Here is a 19678-nt window from a genome sequence, read left to right on the forward strand (position 1 = left end):
CCAACTCTGCGAGACGCGGGACATTGGTATACCGGGCGGTAACCGAGGAAGGTGTAGATCAAGGTGCTGGCGACGTCCGAGGGACGGACGTCGCCTTCTGCGCGTGGGTAGTCGGGAGGCTCAGCCGGTGTTCAGTCGTGTCGCCATCGTCAACCGTGGAGAGGCCGCGATGCGGCTCATCCACGCCGTCCGTGATCTTTCGGCGGAGACCGGGGCGCGGATCGAGACGGTCGCCCTCTACACCGACGCCGACCGCAACGCGACCTTCGTCCGTGAGGCGGACGTCGCCTATTCGCTGGGCCCCGCCTCGGCCCGCCCGTACCTCGACCACGCCGTGCTGGAGCGGGCGCTGACGGAGACCGGGGCCGACGCCGCATGGGTCGGCTGGGGGTTCGTCGCCGAGGACCCGGCGTTCGCCGAACTCTGCGAGAAGATCGGCGTCGCCTTCGTGGGCCCGAGCGCGGAGGCGATGCGCAAGCTCGGCGACAAGATCGGCGCCAAGCTGATCGCCGAGGAGGTCGGCGTCCCGGTCGCGCCGTGGAGCCGCGGCGAGGTCGCCACCCTCGAGGACGCGCTGCGCGCCGGCGACGAGATCGGCTACCCGCTGATGCTCAAGGCGACCGCGGGCGGAGGCGGGCGCGGCATCCGCATGGTCGCCTCGAAGCAGGACCTGACCGACGCCTACGAACGCACCAGCCAGGAGGCGCTGCGCGCGTTCGGCTCCGGCGTGGTCTTCCTGGAGCGCCTGGTCACCGGCGCCCGGCACGTGGAGGTCCAGGTCATCGCCGACGGGCAGGGCACCGCGTGGGCACTGGGTGTCCGCGACTGCTCGGTGCAGCGGCGCAACCAGAAGATCATCGAGGAGTCCGCCTCGCCGGTCCTGGGGGAGGAGCAGACCGCCGAGCTGAAGGCGTCGGCCGAGCGGCTCGCCGTGGCCGTCGGCTACCGCGGCGCCTGCACCGTCGAGTTCCTCTATCACCCCGGCGACAAGCTCTTCGCGTTCCTCGAGGTCAACACGCGGCTTCAGGTCGAGCACCCCATCACCGAGATCACCACCGGCACCGACCTGGTCCGGCTGCAGCTGCATGTGGCGAACGGCGGGAAGCTCGAGGGGCCACAGCCGGCCGAGTCCGGGCACGCCATCGAGGCCCGGCTCAACGCCGAGGACCCCGACCGTGACTTCGCCCCGGCCCCGGGCCGCATCGCGCGTCTGGTGCTGCCCGCCGGGCCCGGCATCCGCGTGGACACCGGCGTCAGCGAGGGCGACACCATCCCGGCCGACTTCGACTCGATGATCGCGAAGATCATCGCCTATGGCCGTGACCGCCAGCAGGCGCTGGGCCGGCTGCGCCGCGCGATGGCCCAGACCACGGTGATCATCGAGGGCGGCGCCACCAACAAGAGCTTCGTGCTCGATCTGCTCGACCAGCCCGAGGTGATCGACGCGAGCGCCGACACCGGCTGGATCGACCGGGTGCGCGCCGAGGGCCGCCTGGTCGCTCACCGGCATTCCGCGATCGCCCTCGCCGCGGCCGCGATCGAGGCGTACCAGGACGAGGAGGCGGTCAGCCGGCAGCGGCTGCTGGCCACCGCGCACGGCGGGCGCCCGCAGGTGCAGCACGACCCGGGCCGTCCGCTGGATCTCAAGCTCCGCGGCGTCGGCTACCGGGTGAGCGTGGCCCGGGTGGGGCCCAGCCGGTTCCGCGTCGGCGTCTCCGGCGGTGGTGACATGCACCCGGCGGACGTCGAGGTGGAACGGTTCGATGACCACAGCGGCCAGATCGTGGTCAACGGGCGCCGGTTCCGCCTGGTCTCGGCCACGCACGGCCCGATCCATCTGGTCGAGGTGGACGGCGTCACGCACCGGATCAGCCGCGACGAGGGCGGAGTCGTCCGTTCACCCGCGCCCGCGCTGGTGGTCGCGACGCCGTTGTCTGCGGGCGACGAGGTCGAGTCGGGCGCTCCCATCCTGGTGCTGGAGAGCATGAAGATGGAGACGGTGCTGCGCGCGCCGTTCCGCGCCCGCGTCCGCGAGTGCCCGGTGTCGGTGGGCAGCCAGGTCGAGACCGGCGCGCCCCTGATGCGGCTGGAGCCGCTGGCCGACGAGGGCTCGGGGGAGTCGGACACGGCCGCCGAGGCCGTCGAGGTCGACCTGCCCGCCGAGCCGCCGGCCGTGTCCGCGGCCGAACGTGCCGAACGCGGCCTCCAGGACCTGCGCAGCCTGCTTCTCGGTTTCGACGGCGACCCGCACGATGAGAAGCGGGTGTTGCTGGACTACGTGAGCGCGCGCGCCGAGCTGGGCGGGGGACCGCTCGAGGGCGAGCTGGACCTGCTCACCGTGTTCGCCGACCTGTCCGAGCTGAGCCGCAACAAGCCGGGCGGCGAGCTCGACGTCGAACCGGCCAGCCCGGTGCACAGCCCGCGCGAGTTCTTCCACAGCTACCTGCAGAGCCTCGACGTCGAACGCGCCGGGGTCACCGAGGGCTTCCAGGCCAAGCTCACCGAGGTCCTCGGCCACTACGGCGTCACCGACCTCGACCGCACACCGGAGCTGGAGAACGCGGTCTTCCGGATCTTCCTGGCCCAGCAGCACATGAGCACCGGCGTCGCGATCGTGTCGGAGGTGCTGCGCCAGTGGCTGGTCGGCCAGCCGCCGCTCGAGTCGCTCGGCGAGCGCGCCGGGCTCACCCTCGAGCACCTGGTCGAGGCCACGCAGGTGCGGTTCCCCGCGGTGTCCGACCTGGCCCGCGGCGTGGTGTTCCGCTGGTTCACCCAGCCGCTGATGCGCCGCAACCGGGCCAAGGTCTACTCCGCGGTGCGCGACGAGCTGCGCTACCTGGACCGCAATCCCGGCGCCCCCGACCGCGCCGAGCGGATCCAGGCCATGGTGGGCAGCTCCGAGCCGCTGGTCCGGCTCATCGGCCAGCGGATCGGGCGGGCCGGACGCGATCACGCGCCGCTGCTGGAAGTGCTGACCCGCCGCTACTACGGCAACCGCTGGCTGTCGGAGGTCACCGCGCGGGAGACCGCGGGCTGCCAGTTCGTCACCGCCGAGCACAGCGGTTCGAGCGGCGTGGCACGCGTGGTCACCACCGCCGTCGACATCGCCGCCCTGCCCGCCGCCATCGGCGCGATCGGCGCGTTCGCCGACGGCGTCCCCGAGCAGGGGCTGGTCGCCGACCTCTACGTCACCTGGGAGGACCAGCCGGACGCCGACGCGATCGCGGTGCGGCTCGGAGAGCTCCTCGCCGAGCACCCGCAGCCCGCGGGCGTCCGGCGGATCACCACCACCGTCACCGCCGCCAACGGCGCCGTGATGCACCACCACTTCACCTTCCGGCCCGACGGCGACGGTCCCGGCTTCGTCGAGGACAGGCTGATCCGCGGCCTGCACCCGCAGATCGCCCTGCGCCTGCAGTTGCAGCGGCTGCGCGAGTTCGACCTCACACGGCTGCCGTCCGCGGACGAGGAGATCTACCTGTTCAAGGCCGTCGCGAAGAGCAACCCGGCCGACGAGCGGCTCGTCGCGCTGGGCCAGGTCCGCGACCTGACGCCGCTGCGCGACGCCGACGGCAGGCTGCTCGCGCTGCCCGTGGCGGAGGACGTGTTCACCGCGTGCCTGGACGCCATCCGCACCATCCAGGCGCAGCGGCCGCAGAACAAGCGGTTCGACACCAACCGGATCCTGTTGTACGTCTGGCCGCCGACGGACCTGACCGTCGACGAGCTCAAGGCGCTGGTCCAGCGGCTGCTGCCGACCATCGCCGGCGCCGGGCTGGAGGAGGTCCAGTTCGTGGCCCGGCGGCGCACCCCCGCCGGCGCGCTGACCGAGATCGCCGTGCGGATCACCCAGGAACCGGGCCACGGCCCGCGCCTGCACGTCGCCGGGCCGTCGACCGAGCCGGTGCGGCCGCTGGACGACTACCGCCAGAAGGTGCTGCGCGCGGCGCGGCGGGGGAACGTCTACCCCTACGAGCTGACCGGCCTGCTCGCCGGGCCTGACGGCAGCTTCGTCGAGCACGACCTCGACGACGGCGGCGTGCTCGTGCCGGTCGACCGGCCGAAGGGGAAGAACTCCGCGGCGATCGTGGCGGGCGTCGTCACGACGCCCACCGAGCGGCATCCCGAAGGCGTCACCCGCGTGGTGCTGCTCGGCGACCCGACCAAGGCGCTGGGCGCGCTGTCCGAGCCGGAGTGCGCCCGGGTGATCGCCGCGCTCGACCTCGCCGAACGCATGCGCGTGCCCCTCGAATGGTTCGCCCTCTCGGCGGGCGCCCGGATCTCGATGAGCTCCGGCACCGAGAACATGGACTGGGTCGCGGCCGCGCTCAAGCGGATCGTCACGTTCACCCAGGACGGCGGCGAGATCAACATCGTGGTCGCCGGGATCAACGTCGGCGCCCAGCCGTACTGGAACGCCGAGGCGACGATGCTCATGCACACCAAGGGCATCCTGGTGATGACGCCGGACTCGGCGATGGTGCTCACCGGCAAGCAGTCGCTCGACTTCTCCGGCGGTGTGTCGGCCGAGGACAACTACGGCATCGGCGGCTACGACCGCGTCATGGGGCCGAACGGCCAGGCGCAGTACTGGGCGCAGAACCTGCCGGCGGCCCGCGACGTGCTGATGGCGCACTACGACCACACCTACGTCGTGCCCGGCGAGACGGCGCCGCGGAAGGTGAGCACCGCCGACCCGGTCGACCGCGACGTCTCCGACTTCCCGCACGCGATCGTCGGCAGCGACTTCACCACCGTCGGCCAGATCTTCTCCGTGGAGCACAACCCGGACCGCAAGAAGCCGTTCGACATCCGCACGGTCATGCGTGCCCTGTCCGACCAGGACCACCCCGTGCTGGAACGCTGGGCCGGGATGGCCGACGCGGAGACGTCCGCGGTGCAGGACGTGCACATCGGCGGCCGGCCGGTCTGCCTGATCGGCATCGAGTCACGCTCGGTGCCGCGGCGCGGCTTCCCGCCCACCGACGGCCCGGACACCTACACCGCGGGCACGCTGTTCCCGCAGTCGTCGAAGAAGACCGCGCGTGCGATCAACGCGGCGTCCGGCAACCGGCCGCTGGTCGTGCTGGCGAACCTGTCGGGGTTCGACGGCTCACCGGAGTCGATGCGCAAGCTCCAGCTCGAATACGGCGCGGAGATCGGCCGGGCGATCGTCAACTTCGACGGCCCGATCGTGTTCTGCGTCATCTCCCGCTACCACGGCGGCGCGTTCGTGGTGTTCTCCAAGGCGCTCAACCCGAACATGACCGTGCTGGCGCTGGAGGGCTCGTTCGCCTCGGTCCTCGGCGGTGCCCCGGCGGCGGCCGTGGTGTTCTCGGGTGAGGTGAACAACCGCACCACGACCGACCCGCGGGTGACCGGGCTCCAGGCGCAGATCTCCGGCACGAGCGGAGCCGAACGAGCGGCCCTGAACGCCCAGCTGGCCGAGGTCCAGTCGTCGGTCCGGGCGGAGAAGCTCGGCGAGGTCGCCACCGAGTTCGACCGTGTGCACAGCATCCAGCGCGCGGTCGAGGTCGGCTCGGTGGACGCGATCGTCAGCGCCGCCGAGCTGCGGCCCCGGATCATCCAGGCGATCGAGGACGGCTTGAAGCGCTGATGCCTCCGGCGTAGACCCTCTGCCGCACGCTCGGTTCGCCTGTGGCGGCCTCACAGTCCGGTGCGGTGTTCCGTCGGACTGGTGAGAGCAATGCGACCGAGTTGCGCCGAGTTGCGAGCGAGGGGAGCCGGCGGCACCATGACCACCCGATCCGGGCCTGAAGACGGCGGGCCCGACCCCGGCCTGAACGCGATCATGAGCGAGCGGCGTCAGCTGATCAACGTGGCCTACCGGCTTCTCGGCTCGCTGGCCGAGGCCGAGGACGTCGTTCAGGAGACCTACGCCCGCTGGTACGCGATGTCCCGGCAGCAGCAGGACGCCATCGAGTCGCCCGGTGGCTGGCTCACCACGGTCGCCAGCCGGATCTGCCTGGACCTCCTCGGCTCGGCACGGGCCCGGCGGGAGCGCTATGTGGGCGAATGGATCCCCGAGCCGCTGCCCGGACCCGCGGAGTGGACCGGCGGGCGGCCCGGCGCCGCCGCCGATCCGGCCGACCGGGTCACGCTGGACGAGTCGATCAACATGGCGTTCCTCGTCGTGCTCGAATCGATGACCCCGGCCGAGCGCGTCGCGTTCATCCTCCACGACGTCTTCCGCTACCCGTTCGCCGAAGTGGCCGAGATCGTCGGCCGTACTCCGGCGGCCTGCCGCCAGCTGGCCTCCTCGGCCCGCCGCCGCCTCCGCGCCTCGCAGGCCCCCGCGACTCCGGCGGTCCAGCAGGCGGGCATCGTCAAGGCGTTCAAGCAGGCATGGGAGGCCAAGGACATCGACGCCCTCATCGGTCTTCTCGACCCCGACGCCACGGCGATCGCCGACGGCGGCGGCCTGGCCTCCGCCAAGCTCCATCCGGTCGAGGGCGGCGAGCAGATCGCGCAGGCCTTCGTCGAGGTGGTCAGCGGGGTGCCCGGCCTGACGATCATGGAACGCGCGGTCAACGGCCAGCCAGGTCTGGTGGCTCAGCAGGACGGGGCCATCGTGGTGGTGCTGGCGTTCGAGGTCGCAGGCGACCGGGTCAAGCGCATCTGGGCAGTGCGGAACCCCGAGAAGCTCCGGCCCTGGACGGCGGGCTGACGCGCGGTCGAATTCCGCCTCCCGGGCCTGTCGATTCTGGACGGGCCCGTTCGCCGTAGGTGGTGAGGGCGTCCTCGGAGACGCCCGACGGAACGTACGAGCGAAGGAGACAACATGCGGAATCTGATGGTGACCATGTTCGTGTCGCTGGACGGCGTCCTGCAGGCGCCGGGCGGGCCCGAGGACCAGTGGGGCAACCCGTTCGAGCACAGCGGCTGGGGCGTACCGTACTTCGACGAGGCGCTCATCCAGCGGATGCACGACCTGACGAGCAGGGCGGACGCGCTCCTGCTCGGGCGCCGGACCTACGAGATCTTCTCCTCCACCTGGCCGCTGGCCGGGGCCGGCGATCCGATCGGGGCGAAGCTGAACGGCATGCGCAAGTACGTCGCGTCGCGGACCTTGGACAGCGTGTCGTGGCAGAACTCGACGCTGCTCACCGGCGACGTCCCCCAGGCGGTCGCAAAGCTCAAGCAGGAGGAGGGCGGCGAGATCCAGGTCCACGGCAGCGGCGGTCTGATCCAGACGCTCCTGGCGCACGACCTCGTGGACGAGTTCCACGTGGTGGTGTTCCCGGTGCTCGTCGGCTCCGGCCAGCGGCTCTTCGCGGAGGGAACCGCCCCGGCCGCCCTCAAGCTGGTCGACGCCACAACGACGGACACCGGTGTCGTGATCTGCAGATACGAGCGGGCCGGCACGCTCCAATACGGTGAGATGGGACCCGAGACCGGGAACTGGTGAACCGGGGAAGCGAGCAGAGCCGGGAAACGACCAGACAGGCGGAGCCATGCCGCAGTACGCGATTTTGATTTATGAGACGGAAACTCCCGGGGGAGCGGCCGACATCCCGCCCGACGTCATGGAGGCCAATCTGCGCGCCGGCGAGAAGATCGCCGCCATGGGCGCGCGGGTCGTCCACGAGCAGGCGCTGCAGCCCAGCGCGACCACGCGGACGATCCACAAGGACGGACTGGTCACCGACGGCCCGTTCATCGAGAGCAAGGAGGTGATCGCGGGGTTCTTCGTCGTGGAGACCACGGACCTGGAACAGGCGGTCGCCATCGGCAAGCTGCTCCCGATCATGGACGGCGCGGTCGAGGTGCGCCCGCTGCTGGAGGAATGACGTCTGCCAACGGAGCGACCTCTCCTGGCGGAACGGCCTCGGTCCGGCAGGCGGTCGCCGACGCGCACCGTCGCGAATGGGCCTCGGTGCTCGCCGCGACGGTGCGCGTCACGCGCGACCTCGACCTGGCGGAGGAATGTGTCCAGGACGCGTACGCCGAGGCGCTCGACTCCTGGACGCGCCAGGGCATACCGTCCAGACCGGGCGCCTGGCTGATCACTGCGGCTCGCCACAACGCACTGGACACTCTGCGCAGGGCCTCGACCTTGCAGTCGAAGCTGCATCTGCTGGTGGAGCCGGTGGCACCCAGCCCGGCAGTCCCGGACGACCGGCTGAGGCTGGTCTTCCTGTGCTGTCACCCTGCGCTGGCCATCGAGGCACAGGTCGCCCTGACGCTGCGGCTGGTCTGCGGCGTGACGACTCAGGACATCGCCAAGGCGTTCCTGGTCTCCGAGCCGACCATGGCGGCCCGGATCACCCGGGCGAAGAAGAAGATCGCAATGGCGGGCATCCCGTTCCGCATGCCCTCCCCGAACGAGCTGCCGGACCGGCTCGACGCGGCGCTCAACACGATCCACCTGCTCTTCACCACCGGCCACACCGCACCGGCCGGGGCCGTCCTGACCAGGAACGACCTCGCTGAGCAGGCGCTCGATCTGGCACGCATGCTGCGCGGCCTGCTGCCGGACGAACGTGAGGTCCGGGGGTTGCTGGCACTGCTGCTGGCCACCCACGCCCGGCGGGCCACCCGGACCGCGCCGGACGGCCGCCTGCTGCTGTTGGAGGAACAAGACCGTTCGGCCTGGGACCGGCAGGCCATCGCCGAGGCACATGACCTGATCCTGGGAGCGCTCCGCGGCCCCGGCCCCGGCCGTTTCGCCCTGCAGGCCGCCATCGCCGCCCTCCACGCCACCGCACCCACGTGGGACGACACGGACTGGGATCAGATCCTGGTGCTCTACGACGAACTCCTCAAGGCCTGGCCGTCGCCGGTGGTCGCGCTCAACCGGGCCGTGGCCGTCGCGATGGTCAGCGGCCCGGCGGCCGGACTGGCGGAGATCGAGATCCTTGAACGAGACCGGCGGCTCACCGGCTACCGCTACCTGCCGGCGATCAAGGCCGACCTGCTGCGCCGGCTGGACCGCAAGGCCGACGCCGCCGCGGCGTACGAGCAGGCCATCGCCCTGGCCGACAATGAGGCCGAACGTGCCTTCCTCACCGGGCGCCTCGCGGAGATGACCGGTCCGGAAAGCTGCGAGTGAGTAGGGCCTTGTCGAGCAAGACCTCGGCTGTTAGACGGTGCATTATGCATCCCACCAGACGACTCGCCATCGCCCTCGCTGCGGGCACGCTCGCAGTGCCACTGCTGTCCACGCCGACCGCGCATGCGGCAGGTTCTTACGACTGTTTCTTCGGCGACCGCACAACTGCGGCGGACGACTATCAGATCTCGGGCAACAGCTGCGATGGCGCAGGCTACAGCGATGTCGTCATTACGGTGCTGAGCGGTTCGGCCGCGGGTAGCCACCGCTGCAGGACGGCCTTCTCGTGGAACGGCTTCCTGTCCGCGAATGGTTGCCGCCCGGCCTGACTCTGTCGCGACGCGACAAAGAACCCTCCGCTAATTAGCTGCCAGGCGCGGAGCATGGCCGCCTTCGCCGTGCGTACTGTCTGGTGGCTTCCGATATCCCGACCGGTCGGCAGCCCGGATTCGGATTCAGCTTGGGGTGAGTGTTTGATGCGGTTCATGCGGGCTGCCCTCGCACTTTGTGTGGCGGCCGTACTCGTGGGCGGTCTGCCTGTCTCGGCGTCGGCGGCCCCCGGCGACACGGTGACGGTCAAGGACGGTTCCCTGCGCGGCAAGGTCACCGGTGACGGACGGCAGTTCCTGGGCGTGCCGTATGCGGCGCCGCCGACCGGGAATCTGCGCTTCCGTCCGCCGAAGCCGGCGGTCCCCTGGTCGGGAGTCCGGGATGCCACCAAGGCCGGCAACATCTGCCCGCAGATCGGCCTCGGCAACGAGGACTGCCTGGTGCTGAACGTCCACACACCGCCTGCGGCGGAGTCGAAGAACCTGCCGGTGATGGTGTGGATTCCCGGCGGCGCGTACTCGCTGGGGTGGGCCTCGGGATATGACCCGGCGCCGCTGGTGGCCAAGGGCAAAGTGATCGTGGTGACGGTGAACTACCGCCTCGGACCACTTGGCTACATGGCCCTGCCAGGCTTGGCCGAGGAGTCCGGCACGACCGGCAACTACGGCCTGCTGGACCAGCAGGCCGGCTTGCGCTGGGTGCGCGACAACATCGGCGCGTTCGGCGGCGACCCTCGCAACGTCACCCTCTTCGGAGAGTCCGCGGGCGGCCACAGCGTCTGCATGCAGCTCATCTCCCCGCGTGCGGCGGGCCTGTTCCACAAGGCCATCTCCGAAAGCGGCGGTTGCGTCGGCACCGCCCTTGGACCGGTGCCGGCCGAGCGGGCGTACACGACCGGCACGGAGTTCGCCAAGAAGGTCGGCTGCACCGACCCCGGCACCATGGTGGCCTGCCTGCGTGACAAGCCTGCCGGCGACCTGCGTACCGACGCGGGCGGCCTGTTCGGAACCGGCGGGCTGAGCTGGGTACCGGTGATCGACGGCAGCGTGGTCGAGGAGCCGACCCGGCCCGCGCTGGAGTCCGGCAGATACCACAGGGTGCCGCTCATCTCCGGCAGCAACAAGCACGAGGGCCGGTTGTTCCTGGCCTTGGGCCACCACCTTGCCAAGCTGCGCCGCGCCAACGCCGATGAGCTCAAGACCGAGCTCCGGTTCAGGGCCGGCAAGCTCACTCAGGAGTTGCTGGACGCCTACCCGGCGGAGTCCGCCGACAACGCCGACGTCGCCCTGTCGTCGGCGACCACCGACGGCGGCTTCTCCTGCCCCGCCCTGTTCACCGACCGGGCCGCCGCCGCCAACCCCGGGCAGAAGGTGTACGCCTACGAGTTCTCCGACCCCGATCCGCCGCTGGCAGGCCTTGATCCGTTCCTCCACATGGGGGCCTACCACAGCGCGGAGATCTGGTACCTCTTTAAGAGCCTGAACGGCATCCCGCTGTTCCCCGGCCTCAACGCCGACCAGCAGCGACTGTCAGACCAGATGATCAGCTACTGGAGCACCTTCGCCAAGACCGGCGATCCCAACGGTCCCGGTGTCCCGCAGTGGCCCGCCTTCACCTCCCGTTCGCAACAATTGCAGCGACTGACCTCAGCGGGCACAGGACCGTTCAGCACATTCGACACCGACCACAAATGCCGGCTCTGGGACCGATAGCGTCACCGCCTGTCCACGCCGATGACCGCCTGGCCATCCTTGGCTGACTTCGTGAGGAAAGCTCTCAGCGCCTGACCCGTCAGGCTGCGGGCAGGGCGGTCCAGGCTCCGGTCATCGGCGGGCCGATGACGCAGCTTTCGCTGGAGAGAGTCTCCGCCAGTAGCCGGTCGGCCAAAGTGGCCGGGTCCACCTCTGTTCGCGTGGCCACACCGAGCTTCTCCATCAGCGGGACCGCCGTCGCCACCACGTTGGCCCAGCCCCAGGCCGGGGCGTCCGGCCCGCCCTTGGCGAACGCCTCCATCAACAGGTGCGGCCCGGGCAGTCCGGCGGCACGGAACGTGGTGAAAAGGGCCGGGCCCATGCGCTGCTCGATTCCGGCTTTCTCCAGCGTCTCCAGGAACCACGTGCGGATCTGTCCCCACAGGGGCGTTTGCGTGCCGGCCCACAGGTACTGCAGATCGGGCTCGTGCATGCAGAGCAGCCCGCCGGGCCGTACCCGAGCGGCGGCCTGGCGCAGCGCCGCGACGGGGTCCGGCAGATACATCAGGATCAGCCGTCCCACCACGGCGTCGAAGCCGTCCTCGATCCCGTCCAGGGTCTGCGCGTCGCCCACCCGGAACTCGACGTTCGCCGCGTCAGTGCGCCGCTGCGCAAGCTCGACCGCGGCCGGGTCCCGCTCGATGCCCACCACGGCGCCGTCCGGGCCGACCAGGTCGGCGGCGACTCTGGCCACGTTGCCCGCGCCGCTGCCCAGGTCGAGCACGCGCATGCCGGGTGCCAGCCCGGCTTGGCGCAGCAGCCGCCGGGTGAGCGGATCGAAGAGCCTGCCCTGCGCGACCAGGCGTTCGTCCTCGGCGGTTCGATTCGCGAAGGGGTAATTCATGACAGTGCCTCCCGTCCTTTCGCCGTACGGCAAGCGTCGGCGGGAGGAGGCAGGTTGTCGTTGGGTTACCGCGCAGGGTCCTTCACAACGCGTGCAGACCTGCGGTACTCCGAAGGGGGCAGCCCATGGGCGGCGCGGAAGGCCCGGCTGAAGTCGCCCGCGCTCGAGAATCCCCACCTGGCCGCGATGGCCGCGACCGGACGGGATGCCAGCGCCGGGTCGCGGAGGTCACGGCGGCAGCGTTCCAGGCGGCGCCGCCGGATCCAGCCCGCCACCGTCAGGCCTTCGTCGTGGAAGAGCTGCTGCAGGGAGCGCAGCGAGATGTGATGGGCGGCGGCGATCGCCGCAGGTGACAGCTGGGGATCGCCCAAGTGCTGCTCGATGAAACTCTGAACGGTGGTGAGCAGCGCGTGCCGCCGGGTTTCCGGCGTGCCCCAGTCGTGCACGTCCAGCTCGTGGGCCAGCCGCGTCGCCAGAACTTCGAGTGCGGCGGTGGACAGACGCGCGGCCTCGGCCGGGCTGTAGTGGTCGACGTTGCGGGCCAGCTGCAAGAGGAACTGCGACGTGAGGTCGCCCAGCCCGGCCGAGGCCGGGATGCGCACGGCCGTCAGCCATTTGCGCCCGCTGGGGGACAGCGGCAGCAGCGAAGGCGGGAACATGAAGGTCAGCACCCGCGTCGGCCGGTCCCGGCCGACCCCGCAGGCCACCTCGTAGGGGCGCCGGGTGTCGTAGAAGGCGAGCTCGGCGGCCGACAAAAAGGCCTGCTGCCCGTCCTGGTCGACCACGGAGGAGCCGCCGCACACCAGCAACATCTTCAGCAGATCGGGATCGGCCTGGGAGATCAGCTCAGGGGTGCGGCACACCGTGATGGGGAGGATGTCCAGCACGGCCACCTGCATCGCGCCCAGGCCGCTGGCGCGGATCTCTCCCCAGTAGTCGGACCGGTGCTCGGAGCGGCACTCCATCGGCACCCACGTCGTGGCGACGAGTTCCTGGACGAAGTCGAAGCGGTCCGACGCGGGCACCACGTCGGTCCTGATCAGCGTGCTCATCGTTCCCACACTCACGGCGGTGCTTTCCGTGCATTGTCAACCCTCGGGCACGCGCCGTCCAAGGTCCCGGGTGCGCCCGGTACTGGTCACGGAAGGGCGGCGGGGAGGACGGACCGTGGGATGGGTCCCTTGTTGCGGCGTCCCTGGGTGGTCTCTTCCCAGGCGTGGGCCAGGATGCCGATGCTGCGGCTGAGGACGAACAGGCCGCGGGCGAGGGGCGCCGGGAAGCCGAGCTCGGCATAGATGACGGCGGTGCAGCCGTCGATGTTCATGGGGACCGGCTTGGTGCGTCCTGGTCGCGATGGACGACACGGACGGCCGTGAGCTGTGGCAGTGGCAGTGCGGCGCCGGAGTGCACACCAGCCCGGTCAGCTACGAGATCGACGGCGAGCAGTACGTCGCGGTGCTCGCCGGGGGCAACGGCCTGCCCTACCCGGACATCCCGCGCGGCGACCACCTGTGGGCCTTCAAGCTCGGCGGCACGGTCGCGCCCGCGCCCGCCCCTACCCCGCCGTCCAAGCGCAACCAGATCCGGACCGCAGCGGTGGCTGGCGCCGCCGTGCAGAACACCGTCACCCTTGGCCGCGTCTGGGACGCGGCCGCCGGACGCCCTGGCGCGACGGAGAACGTCGTCGCCCAGAACGCCATGGCGCCGCAACATATGACGGTGCCCGTCGGCACTACGGTCACCTTCTCCAACCCCGCCGGCAACGAGCACAGCCACGGCGCCGCGTCGTTCTTCGAGCACGAGTTCGACACCGGCCGCCTCAAGCCGGGGGAGACCTTCAGCCACACCTTCACTCGACGCGGCGAGTACTTCTTCAACGACCCGGTCTTCCCGCAGAGCACCGGGAAGATCGTCGTTCAGTGATGCCGCCTGCTGGGACGCCTACGCCGGTGGAAGTCCGGCCCCGGCCCCGGGCCCCGCGCCGGTGAGGTAGGCGACGACCATCTCGCCGATCATCCGGCGGTGCCGCTCCCGGTGCTCGGGCGCGGTCATGTCGCGTCCGAAGAGCGTGCCGAACGTGTACTGGTTGGCGATCCGGAAGAAGCAGAACGAACTGATCATCATGTGCACGTCGATGGCGTCGGCGTCGGCCACGAAGTCGCCGCTGGCCCGTCCCGCCTGAAGGATCTGCGAGATCAGCTCCACCACCGGGGCGCCCAGGTTGACCAGTGCCTCTGACTTGCGCAGGTGCTCGGCCTGGTGGATGTTCTCGATGCTGACGAGCTTGATGAAGTCCGGGTGGGCCTCGTGGTGGTCGAAGGTCAGCTCGGCCAGCGTACGGATCGCCTCGACCGGAGCCAGGTGCTGGACGTCGATGGTCGACTCCAGTGACCTGACCTCCTGGTAGGCCTTCTCCAGCACGGCGATGTAGAGGTTCTCCTTGCCGCCGAAGTAGTAGTAGATCATCCGCTTGGTCGTGCGCATGAGCGCGGCTATGTCGTCGACCCGGGCACCGGCGTAGCCGTGCCGCGCGAACTCACGCTGGGCGATCTCCAGGATCTCCGCGCGGGTGCGGTCGGCGTCACGCTGCCGCTCTCCGGCGGCGGGCGTTGCGGGCTGCGACGGCATGTGACTCCATGGCATGACTACGGAAGCAGGCTCATCCTACGACGCCGCGGCGGCCGTCCGCCGTCGCAGCGCTCTGGCGCTGCGGCACGGTGGCGCTGCGGGCGCCTAGTCAGAACGGTGGTGCAGGCGGGCGTGCTGGACGGCCAGCCTGACTGGCGCGTTGGCCGCGCCGTAGCCCCGGTAGCCGCCGAGCCGTTGGACGACCTCGAAGAAGACCCGGCCGGTGGTGACGGTGTAGAAGTGCAGGAACTCGCCGTGGTCGTCCCGGTCGTACAGCAGCCGCAGCTCGCGCAGCAGCGCGTGCCGCCGGGCGCCCAGATCGTGCCGCGCCTCAAGGTCGTCGTAGTAGTTGTCCGGGATGGCCAGCGGCGCGGTGCCCGCCGTGTGCAGGCGGCGGGCCGTGGCGACGATGTCGTCGCTCGCCAGGGCGACGTGCTGCCAGGCCACGTCCGGCCGCCCGTCGGCGGCGCCGACGTAGGCGACGTTGAGGGCCATCCGGACCCGGTCGTCCGGTGTGGACACCGCGCGGCTGCGCAGCAGCCCGTACGGATCGGGCAGTTCCAGGCTCTGGTGCGGCGACAGGCCGAGGACGCTCCGGTAGAACAGTGACGCCTCGTCGAAGTGGTGCCACGGCTGCGTCAGCGCCACATGATCGATATGGGTGATCTCGCCCGCCACGTCACCGTTCCCGCCGGCGGCCGCGGGGTCGCGGCGATCCATGCCGAAGTCGTCCAGCCAGCTGGAGTGGTCGGGCTGCGCGGTCCGGCAGAAGAACACCTCGGTGCCGTCCGGGGCCGCCACCGCGTCCAGCTGGGCGTCACGGGGGTCACGTGGCCGCGGCAGGACGGGAGAGAGAAGCGATTCGGCGCGCTTGACCGCCGCCGCGGGGTCGGGGGACTCCAGCCCGATCGCGGTGAGGGCGGGCTCATCCCGCCCTTCGGGGCTGCCCGCGTTCAGCAGGATCCGGGCCTCGCCCTGCTCCCACAGCTCGACCGGTTTGTGGGCGTGCACGCCCGTACGGACGAACCCGAGCGCGCCGAGCACCCCGGCAAGCGGCCCGCCGGCGGTGCCGATGGCCGGGGCGGCCAGCTCGGCGAACGCGAACCCGCTCGGGATCACGGCGGGCGGCGGCACCGCGAGCGAAACCGGGAGCGCCTCCGGGAGCAACACCGGTCCGGGGGAGGGGGATTCACCGATCGTCGTGGCGACGTGTTCCTCCAGCGCGATGAGCGACCGCATGGCGTCCTGGGCGGTGCGCATGGACGCGGCCTGCCGGAAGATGTCGTTGAACACCTCCAGCGACAGCGGCCCGTCGTATCCCGTGCGCAGTACGTGGGAGACCAGGCCCGCCACGTCCAGGTCGCCCTGCCCGGGGAAACAGCGGTAGTGCCTGCTCCAGTACAGGACGTCCATCGGCAGGGACGGGGCGTCGGCCAGTTGCAGGAAGAAGATCTTTTCGCCGGGGATCGTCTCGATCGCGTAGGGATCGACGTCCCGGGCCAGAATGTGGAAGCTGTCCAGGCACAGGCCCAGGTTGGGATGGTCCGCTGCGCGCACGATCCGCCACGAGTGCAGGTAGTCGTGCACGTGCCGGCCCCAGGCGAGGGCCTCGTACGCGATCCGGATGCCGTGCTCGGCGGCGCGTTCGGCCAGCAGGCGCAGCTGCTCGGCGGCCAGGGCGTCGTCGTCCACGGCGGCGGGGGAGACGTTCGAACAGACCAGCAGGCAGGTCGCGCCGAGCCGTTCCATGACGGCGAACTTGTGCTCGGCACGGCGCAACGAGTGCGCGAGAGCGGTGGGCGAGACCGCCTCGAAGTCCCGGAACGGCTGGTAGAGCTCGATCGCCAGCCCGAGATCGGCGGCGCGGTAACGGACGTCCTCGGGGCTCAGATCGGCGGCGATCAGATCGTTCTCGAAGATCTCCACCCCGTCGAATCCGGCCGCGCCGATGGCGGTCAGCTTGTCGGCCAGCGTGCCGCTGAGCGAGACCGTCGCGATGGACCTGCGCATGATGTGCCATGCCTTCCGGTTGGCCGACGAGTGTATGGACGAACTGGTTCGTTAGCTTATTTCACCGCGTCGCGGCGTCCACCGGCGAATATCGCCAAGGTGAGAGGCCTTGACATGTGACGCCCGCCACCGGATTAATGAACTATCTAGTCCGTACGATCCTCGCTCCCCGTCCCCCGCGTCCGAGGAGACCCCGCATGAGCGATCAGCCCGATGTCCCGCCGCCGCCGGAGACCTCGTCCGCTCCGCCCGGCGCCTCGGCTACACCGGGCTCAACATCACCCATCCCTGCAAGCAGACCGTGATTCCCCACCTGGACGAGCTGTCACCCGAAGCCGCGCGACTCGGCGCGGTCAACACGGTGACGTTCGACGGCGACCGCGCCATCGGTCACAACACCGACTGGACGGGCTTCGCCGAGTCGTTCGCCCGGGGGCTGCCGGACGCCAGGACGCGGCGGATCGTCCAGCTCGGCGCGGGCGGCGCCGGGGCCGCCGTCGCGCACGCCCTCCTCACCCTCGGAGCCGGCCAGATCTCCCTGATCGACGTCCACCCGTCCCGCGCCCAGGCCCTCTCAGCGGAGCTGCAACGACGCTTCAGCCACGCCCGCGCTCACGCAGGCGACGCCGCGGACCTGAAGGAACTCCTCAGAGAGGCCGACGGACTGGTGAACGCCACCCCGACAGGCATGGTCGCGCACCCGGGCACGCCCGTCCCCGCCGAACTCCTGCACCCAGGCCTCTGGGTGGCGGACATCATCTACCGCCCTATGCGGACCGAACTGCTCGCCCACGCCGCAGACCTGGGATGCCGAACGCTGAACGGCGGTGGCATGGTCGTCTTCCAAGCGGCCCACGCCTTCCGCCTCTTCACCGGGCTGACTCCGGACCCAGAACGCATGCTCGCTCACCTGGCCACCCTCGTCACCACCTGAGCAACAGCAGTGGATTCCGTTGACTCGGTGGTCTTCAGGCCTTAACTCAGTGGGCTTCACCGATGTACCGAGGCGCACCGTTGGTCAGGCTCGTGAACGTTCTGAGCCAAGCAGCCAAAGGTGGAAGTTTTGTACGACATCAGGATCGTCACCGTACTGACGGCCAACGACAACGGATCGCAGGCGGCGACGCCGTCCCCGAAGAGCATCGCCCGCTCGGTCGAACTGGCCAACGAGATCTACAACCCGCGCGGCATCAACTTCCTGTTCGACGCCGCCACCGACATCTACCGGTTCAACGACGACCTGCTCAACCGCGACTGCCGGCGGCGCGACCATCAGGTCTACACCGACCCCCAGGTGGAGCCCGGCAGCGCCCCTGAGTTCGAGGGCGAGCTGTTCAACAAGCACCGCAACGAGGTGGCCCTGCGCTTCCCCGGCCGCGTCATGGTCTACTTCACCGCTGGGTCCCGCTACGCCTGGTCGTCCACGCAGAAGCGCTGGGTCTACGGGCCGCGCGGCTACAGCTGGTCCAACCACTTCGACGAGTTCGTGTCGATGGCGGCACACGCGGCGGGTGACGACCTCCTGGCCCACGAACTCGGCCATTACCTGCACCTGCCGCATGTGTTCTGGCATACCCCGGCCACGATCGAGGCGGCGGCGAAGCTCATCCGCGACTTCGTCGCGAACGGCGGATCGAAGGACGCGGCGCTGAGCCTGTTCGAAGGCGACGGCATCAGCGACACCCCACCGGACTGCGGGCCCGCCCTGTTCAAGAACCAGTGCGATCCCGCGGAGACATCGGTGACCATCCCGGTGACCTTCGCCGACGGCAGCAAACGTTCCTACACGCTGACGCCGGACCGCGAGAACATCATGAATTACTGGGACAAACGATGCCGAGGCGGCGTACCTCACATCTCGGCTGGTCAGACCGGCCGCGTCCAAGGCGCACTGCATCAGGGCAACCGCCGGCACCTGGTCGAACCCGCAGTGCTGTACTCCGCCACGTTCGGCGCCGGCGACCGAGGACAGACCCGCGCCATCGGCTGGGCGCTGAACGACTTCGCCAAGCGGTTCAACGATGAACTCGCCGCTGGGCGTCGGTGCGTTCACATGCAGGGCTATGACATCGGCGGGGGTCAGATCCGCTACGACGGTGTCTGGGAGAAGAGCAGCGGCGTGGAGCAGACGCGCGCCATCGGCTGGGCGCTGAACGACTTCGCTAAGAGGTTCAACGACGAGCTCGCCGCTGGGCGTCGGTGCGTTCACATGCAGGCCTACGACCTCGGCGGAGGGCAGATCCGCTACGACGGCATCTGGGAAAGCGGCGGCGACCTCGGCCAGACGCGGGCGATCGGCTGGGCGCTCAATGACTTCGCCAAGCGGTTCAACGATGAACTCGCCGCTGGGCGTCGGTGCGTTCACATGCAGGGCTATGACATCGGCGGGGGTCAGATCCGCTACGACGGTGTCTGGGAGAAGAGCAGCGGCGTGGAGCAGACGCGCGCCATCGGCTGGGCGCTGAACGACTTCGCTAAGAGGTTCAACGACGAGCTCGCCGCTGGGCGTCGGTGCGTTCACATGCAGGCCTACGACCTCGGCGGAGGGCAGATCCGCTACGACGGTGTCTGGGAGAGCGGTGGTTCCAACGGGCAGACTCGGGCCATCGGCTGGGCCTTCAACCACTTCGTCGGCCGGTTGGACACCGAAATGGCCCAGGGGCGCCGGCTGGTCCACCTGCAGGCCTACGACCTCGGCGGGGGTCAAATCCGCTACGACGGAGTCTGGGAGAAGAACGGCGGCTCCCAGCAGCGCGTGCTCGCCCTGCCGCTGAGCACGTTCGCGGATCATTTCGACGAGCTCACATCGTCCGGCCACCACGTCGAGCACATGACCGCCTGCCTGCGGTCCTACGGCCTGCCGAAGGCGACCAGCGATCAGCGCGCGGTCTTCTTCGGCTCGGACGCCGGCGCGGAACCAGCCGTCCTGTCGGCCCTGCCGATCCCGCCCCTGACCGAACGGGACCCCGGCTGCGACCTGCAATAGATCGCCCCCCTGCGGTACGCCCCGAGACGGGGTGTACCGCAGGCCATGGGGCCGAG

15 protein-coding genes are annotated in these 19678 nt (G+C 70.1%); 10 read left to right on the plus strand and 5 right to left on the minus strand.

The annotated features are described in order from the left end of the window. Positions 1–127: 127 nt before the first annotated feature. The 7 genes from F8566_RS02165 (at position 128) to F8566_RS02195 (ending at position 11115) form a co-directional block, all read left to right on the plus strand. Positions 128–5617 carry an ATP-binding protein gene (locus F8566_RS02165; protein WP_151557389.1) on the plus strand — a complete coding sequence of 1830 codons (5490 nt, stop codon included), beginning with the start codon at positions 128–130 and terminating at the stop codon, positions 5615–5617. A gap of 138 nt (positions 5618–5755) precedes the next feature. Further along, a complete protein-coding gene (sigJ, locus tag F8566_RS02170; protein WP_151557391.1) occupies positions 5756–6688 on the plus strand; it encodes an RNA polymerase sigma factor SigJ in 933 nt (310 codons plus the stop codon). 114 nt (positions 6689–6802) lie between these two features. Beyond that, the gene (locus F8566_RS02175) at positions 6803–7429 is read left to right on the plus strand and encodes a dihydrofolate reductase family protein (protein ID WP_151557393.1); all 627 of its coding nucleotides are present in this window, start codon (positions 6803–6805) and stop codon (positions 7427–7429) included. 46 nt (positions 7430–7475) lie between these two features. After that, a complete protein-coding gene (locus F8566_RS02180; RefSeq protein ID WP_151557395.1) occupies positions 7476–7811 on the plus strand; it encodes a YciI family protein in 336 nt (111 codons plus the stop codon). Further along, a complete protein-coding gene (locus F8566_RS02185) occupies positions 7808–9073 on the plus strand; it encodes an RNA polymerase sigma factor (RefSeq protein WP_151557397.1) in 1266 nt (421 codons plus the stop codon). The genes F8566_RS02180 and F8566_RS02185 overlap by 4 nt, the downstream gene beginning before the upstream one ends. Positions 9074–9117: 44 nt before the next feature. Continuing rightward, positions 9118–9402, plus strand: a complete 285-nt coding sequence (locus F8566_RS02190) for a hypothetical protein (protein ID WP_151557399.1) — start codon at positions 9118–9120, stop codon at positions 9400–9402. 156 nt (positions 9403–9558) lie between these two features. After that, positions 9559–11115: a carboxylesterase/lipase family protein gene (locus F8566_RS02195; RefSeq protein WP_192809468.1), complete on the plus strand. Its 1557-nt coding sequence runs from the start codon at positions 9559–9561 to the stop codon at positions 11113–11115. A gap of 79 nt (positions 11116–11194) precedes the next feature. Here the strand turns inward: F8566_RS02195 and F8566_RS02200 are convergent, their stop codons facing one another. The 3 genes from F8566_RS02200 to F8566_RS02210 form a co-directional block, all read right to left on the minus strand. Continuing rightward, positions 11195–11998 (minus strand): class I SAM-dependent methyltransferase, encoded by an 804-nt coding sequence (locus tag F8566_RS02200; RefSeq protein WP_151557403.1) that lies wholly within the window; start codon positions 11996–11998, stop codon positions 11195–11197. A 65-nt stretch (positions 11999–12063) separates the two neighbouring features. Next, positions 12064–13050 (minus strand): helix-turn-helix domain-containing protein, encoded by a 987-nt coding sequence (locus tag F8566_RS02205; RefSeq protein WP_151557405.1) that lies wholly within the window; start codon positions 13048–13050, stop codon positions 12064–12066. Between the two features lie 86 nt (positions 13051–13136). Next, a complete protein-coding gene (locus F8566_RS02210) occupies positions 13137–13322 on the minus strand; it encodes a citrate/2-methylcitrate synthase (protein ID WP_225992775.1) in 186 nt (61 codons plus the stop codon). 29 nt (positions 13323–13351) lie between these two features. Between F8566_RS02210 and F8566_RS02215 the strand changes: the two genes are divergently transcribed. Next, on the plus strand, positions 13352–13921 hold the full coding sequence (locus F8566_RS02215; protein WP_151557407.1) for a cupredoxin domain-containing protein: 570 nt from the start codon (positions 13352–13354) through the stop codon (positions 13919–13921). Between the two features lie 18 nt (positions 13922–13939). Here F8566_RS02215 and F8566_RS02220 read toward each other — a convergent pair whose 3' ends face one another. Next, positions 13940–14626 carry a TetR family transcriptional regulator gene (locus tag F8566_RS02220; RefSeq protein ID WP_151557409.1) on the minus strand — a complete coding sequence of 229 codons (687 nt, stop codon included), beginning with the start codon at positions 14624–14626 and terminating at the stop codon, positions 13940–13942. Positions 14627–14731: 105 nt separating this feature from the next. After that, complete coding sequence (locus tag F8566_RS02225; RefSeq protein ID WP_151557411.1) at positions 14732–16636, minus strand: bifunctional sugar phosphate isomerase/epimerase/4-hydroxyphenylpyruvate dioxygenase family protein; 1905 nt, start codon at positions 16634–16636, stop codon at positions 14732–14734. Positions 16637–16745: 109 nt separating this feature from the next. Here F8566_RS02225 and F8566_RS02230 point away from each other — a divergent pair, with 109 nt between their 5' ends. Together F8566_RS02230 and F8566_RS02235 are read left to right on the plus strand one after the other, a co-directional pair. Further along, positions 16746–17570, plus strand: a complete 825-nt coding sequence (locus tag F8566_RS02230; RefSeq protein ID WP_151557413.1) for a shikimate dehydrogenase — start codon at positions 16746–16748, stop codon at positions 17568–17570. A 129-nt stretch (positions 17571–17699) separates the two neighbouring features. Beyond that, the gene (locus tag F8566_RS02235; protein WP_151557415.1) at positions 17700–19622 is read left to right on the plus strand and encodes a hypothetical protein; all 1923 of its coding nucleotides are present in this window, start codon (positions 17700–17702) and stop codon (positions 19620–19622) included. Positions 19623–19678 lie beyond the last annotated feature (56 nt).

This window comes from Actinomadura rudentiformis (genome assembly GCF_008923185.1).
GTDB lineage: Bacteria > Actinomycetota > Actinomycetes > Streptosporangiales > Streptosporangiaceae > Spirillospora > Spirillospora rudentiformis.

Bases quoted from the DNA above. Each gene is read 5' to 3' on its own strand.
- F8566_RS02210 (WP_225992775.1), bottom strand. From the start codon at position 13,322: ATGAACATCGACGGCTGCACCGCCGTCATCTATGCCGAGCTCGGCTTC.
- F8566_RS02180 (WP_151557395.1), top strand. From the start codon at position 7,476: ATGCCGCAGTACGCGATTTTGATTTATGAGACGGAAACTCCCGGGGGA.
- F8566_RS02175 (WP_151557393.1), top strand. From the start codon at position 6,803: ATGCGGAATCTGATGGTGACCATGTTCGTGTCGCTGGACGGCGTCCTG.
- F8566_RS02190 (WP_151557399.1), top strand. From the start codon at position 9,118: ATGCATCCCACCAGACGACTCGCCATCGCCCTCGCTGCGGGCACGCTC.
- F8566_RS02215 (WP_151557407.1), top strand. From the start codon at position 13,352: ATGGACGACACGGACGGCCGTGAGCTGTGGCAGTGGCAGTGCGGCGCC.
- F8566_RS02225 (WP_151557411.1), bottom strand. From the start codon at position 16,636: ATGCGCAGGTCCATCGCGACGGTCTCGCTCAGCGGCACGCTGGCCGAC.
- F8566_RS02220 (WP_151557409.1), bottom strand. From the start codon at position 14,626: ATGCCGTCGCAGCCCGCAACGCCCGCCGCCGGAGAGCGGCAGCGTGAC.
- F8566_RS02185 (WP_151557397.1), top strand. From the start codon at position 7,808: ATGACGTCTGCCAACGGAGCGACCTCTCCTGGCGGAACGGCCTCGGTC.
- F8566_RS02205 (WP_151557405.1), bottom strand. From the start codon at position 13,050: ATGAGCACGCTGATCAGGACCGACGTGGTGCCCGCGTCGGACCGCTTC.
- F8566_RS02200 (WP_151557403.1), bottom strand. From the start codon at position 11,998: ATGAATTACCCCTTCGCGAATCGAACCGCCGAGGACGAACGCCTGGTC.
- F8566_RS02195 (WP_192809468.1), top strand. From the start codon at position 9,559: ATGCGGGCTGCCCTCGCACTTTGTGTGGCGGCCGTACTCGTGGGCGGT.
- sigJ (WP_151557391.1), top strand. From the start codon at position 5,756: ATGACCACCCGATCCGGGCCTGAAGACGGCGGGCCCGACCCCGGCCTG.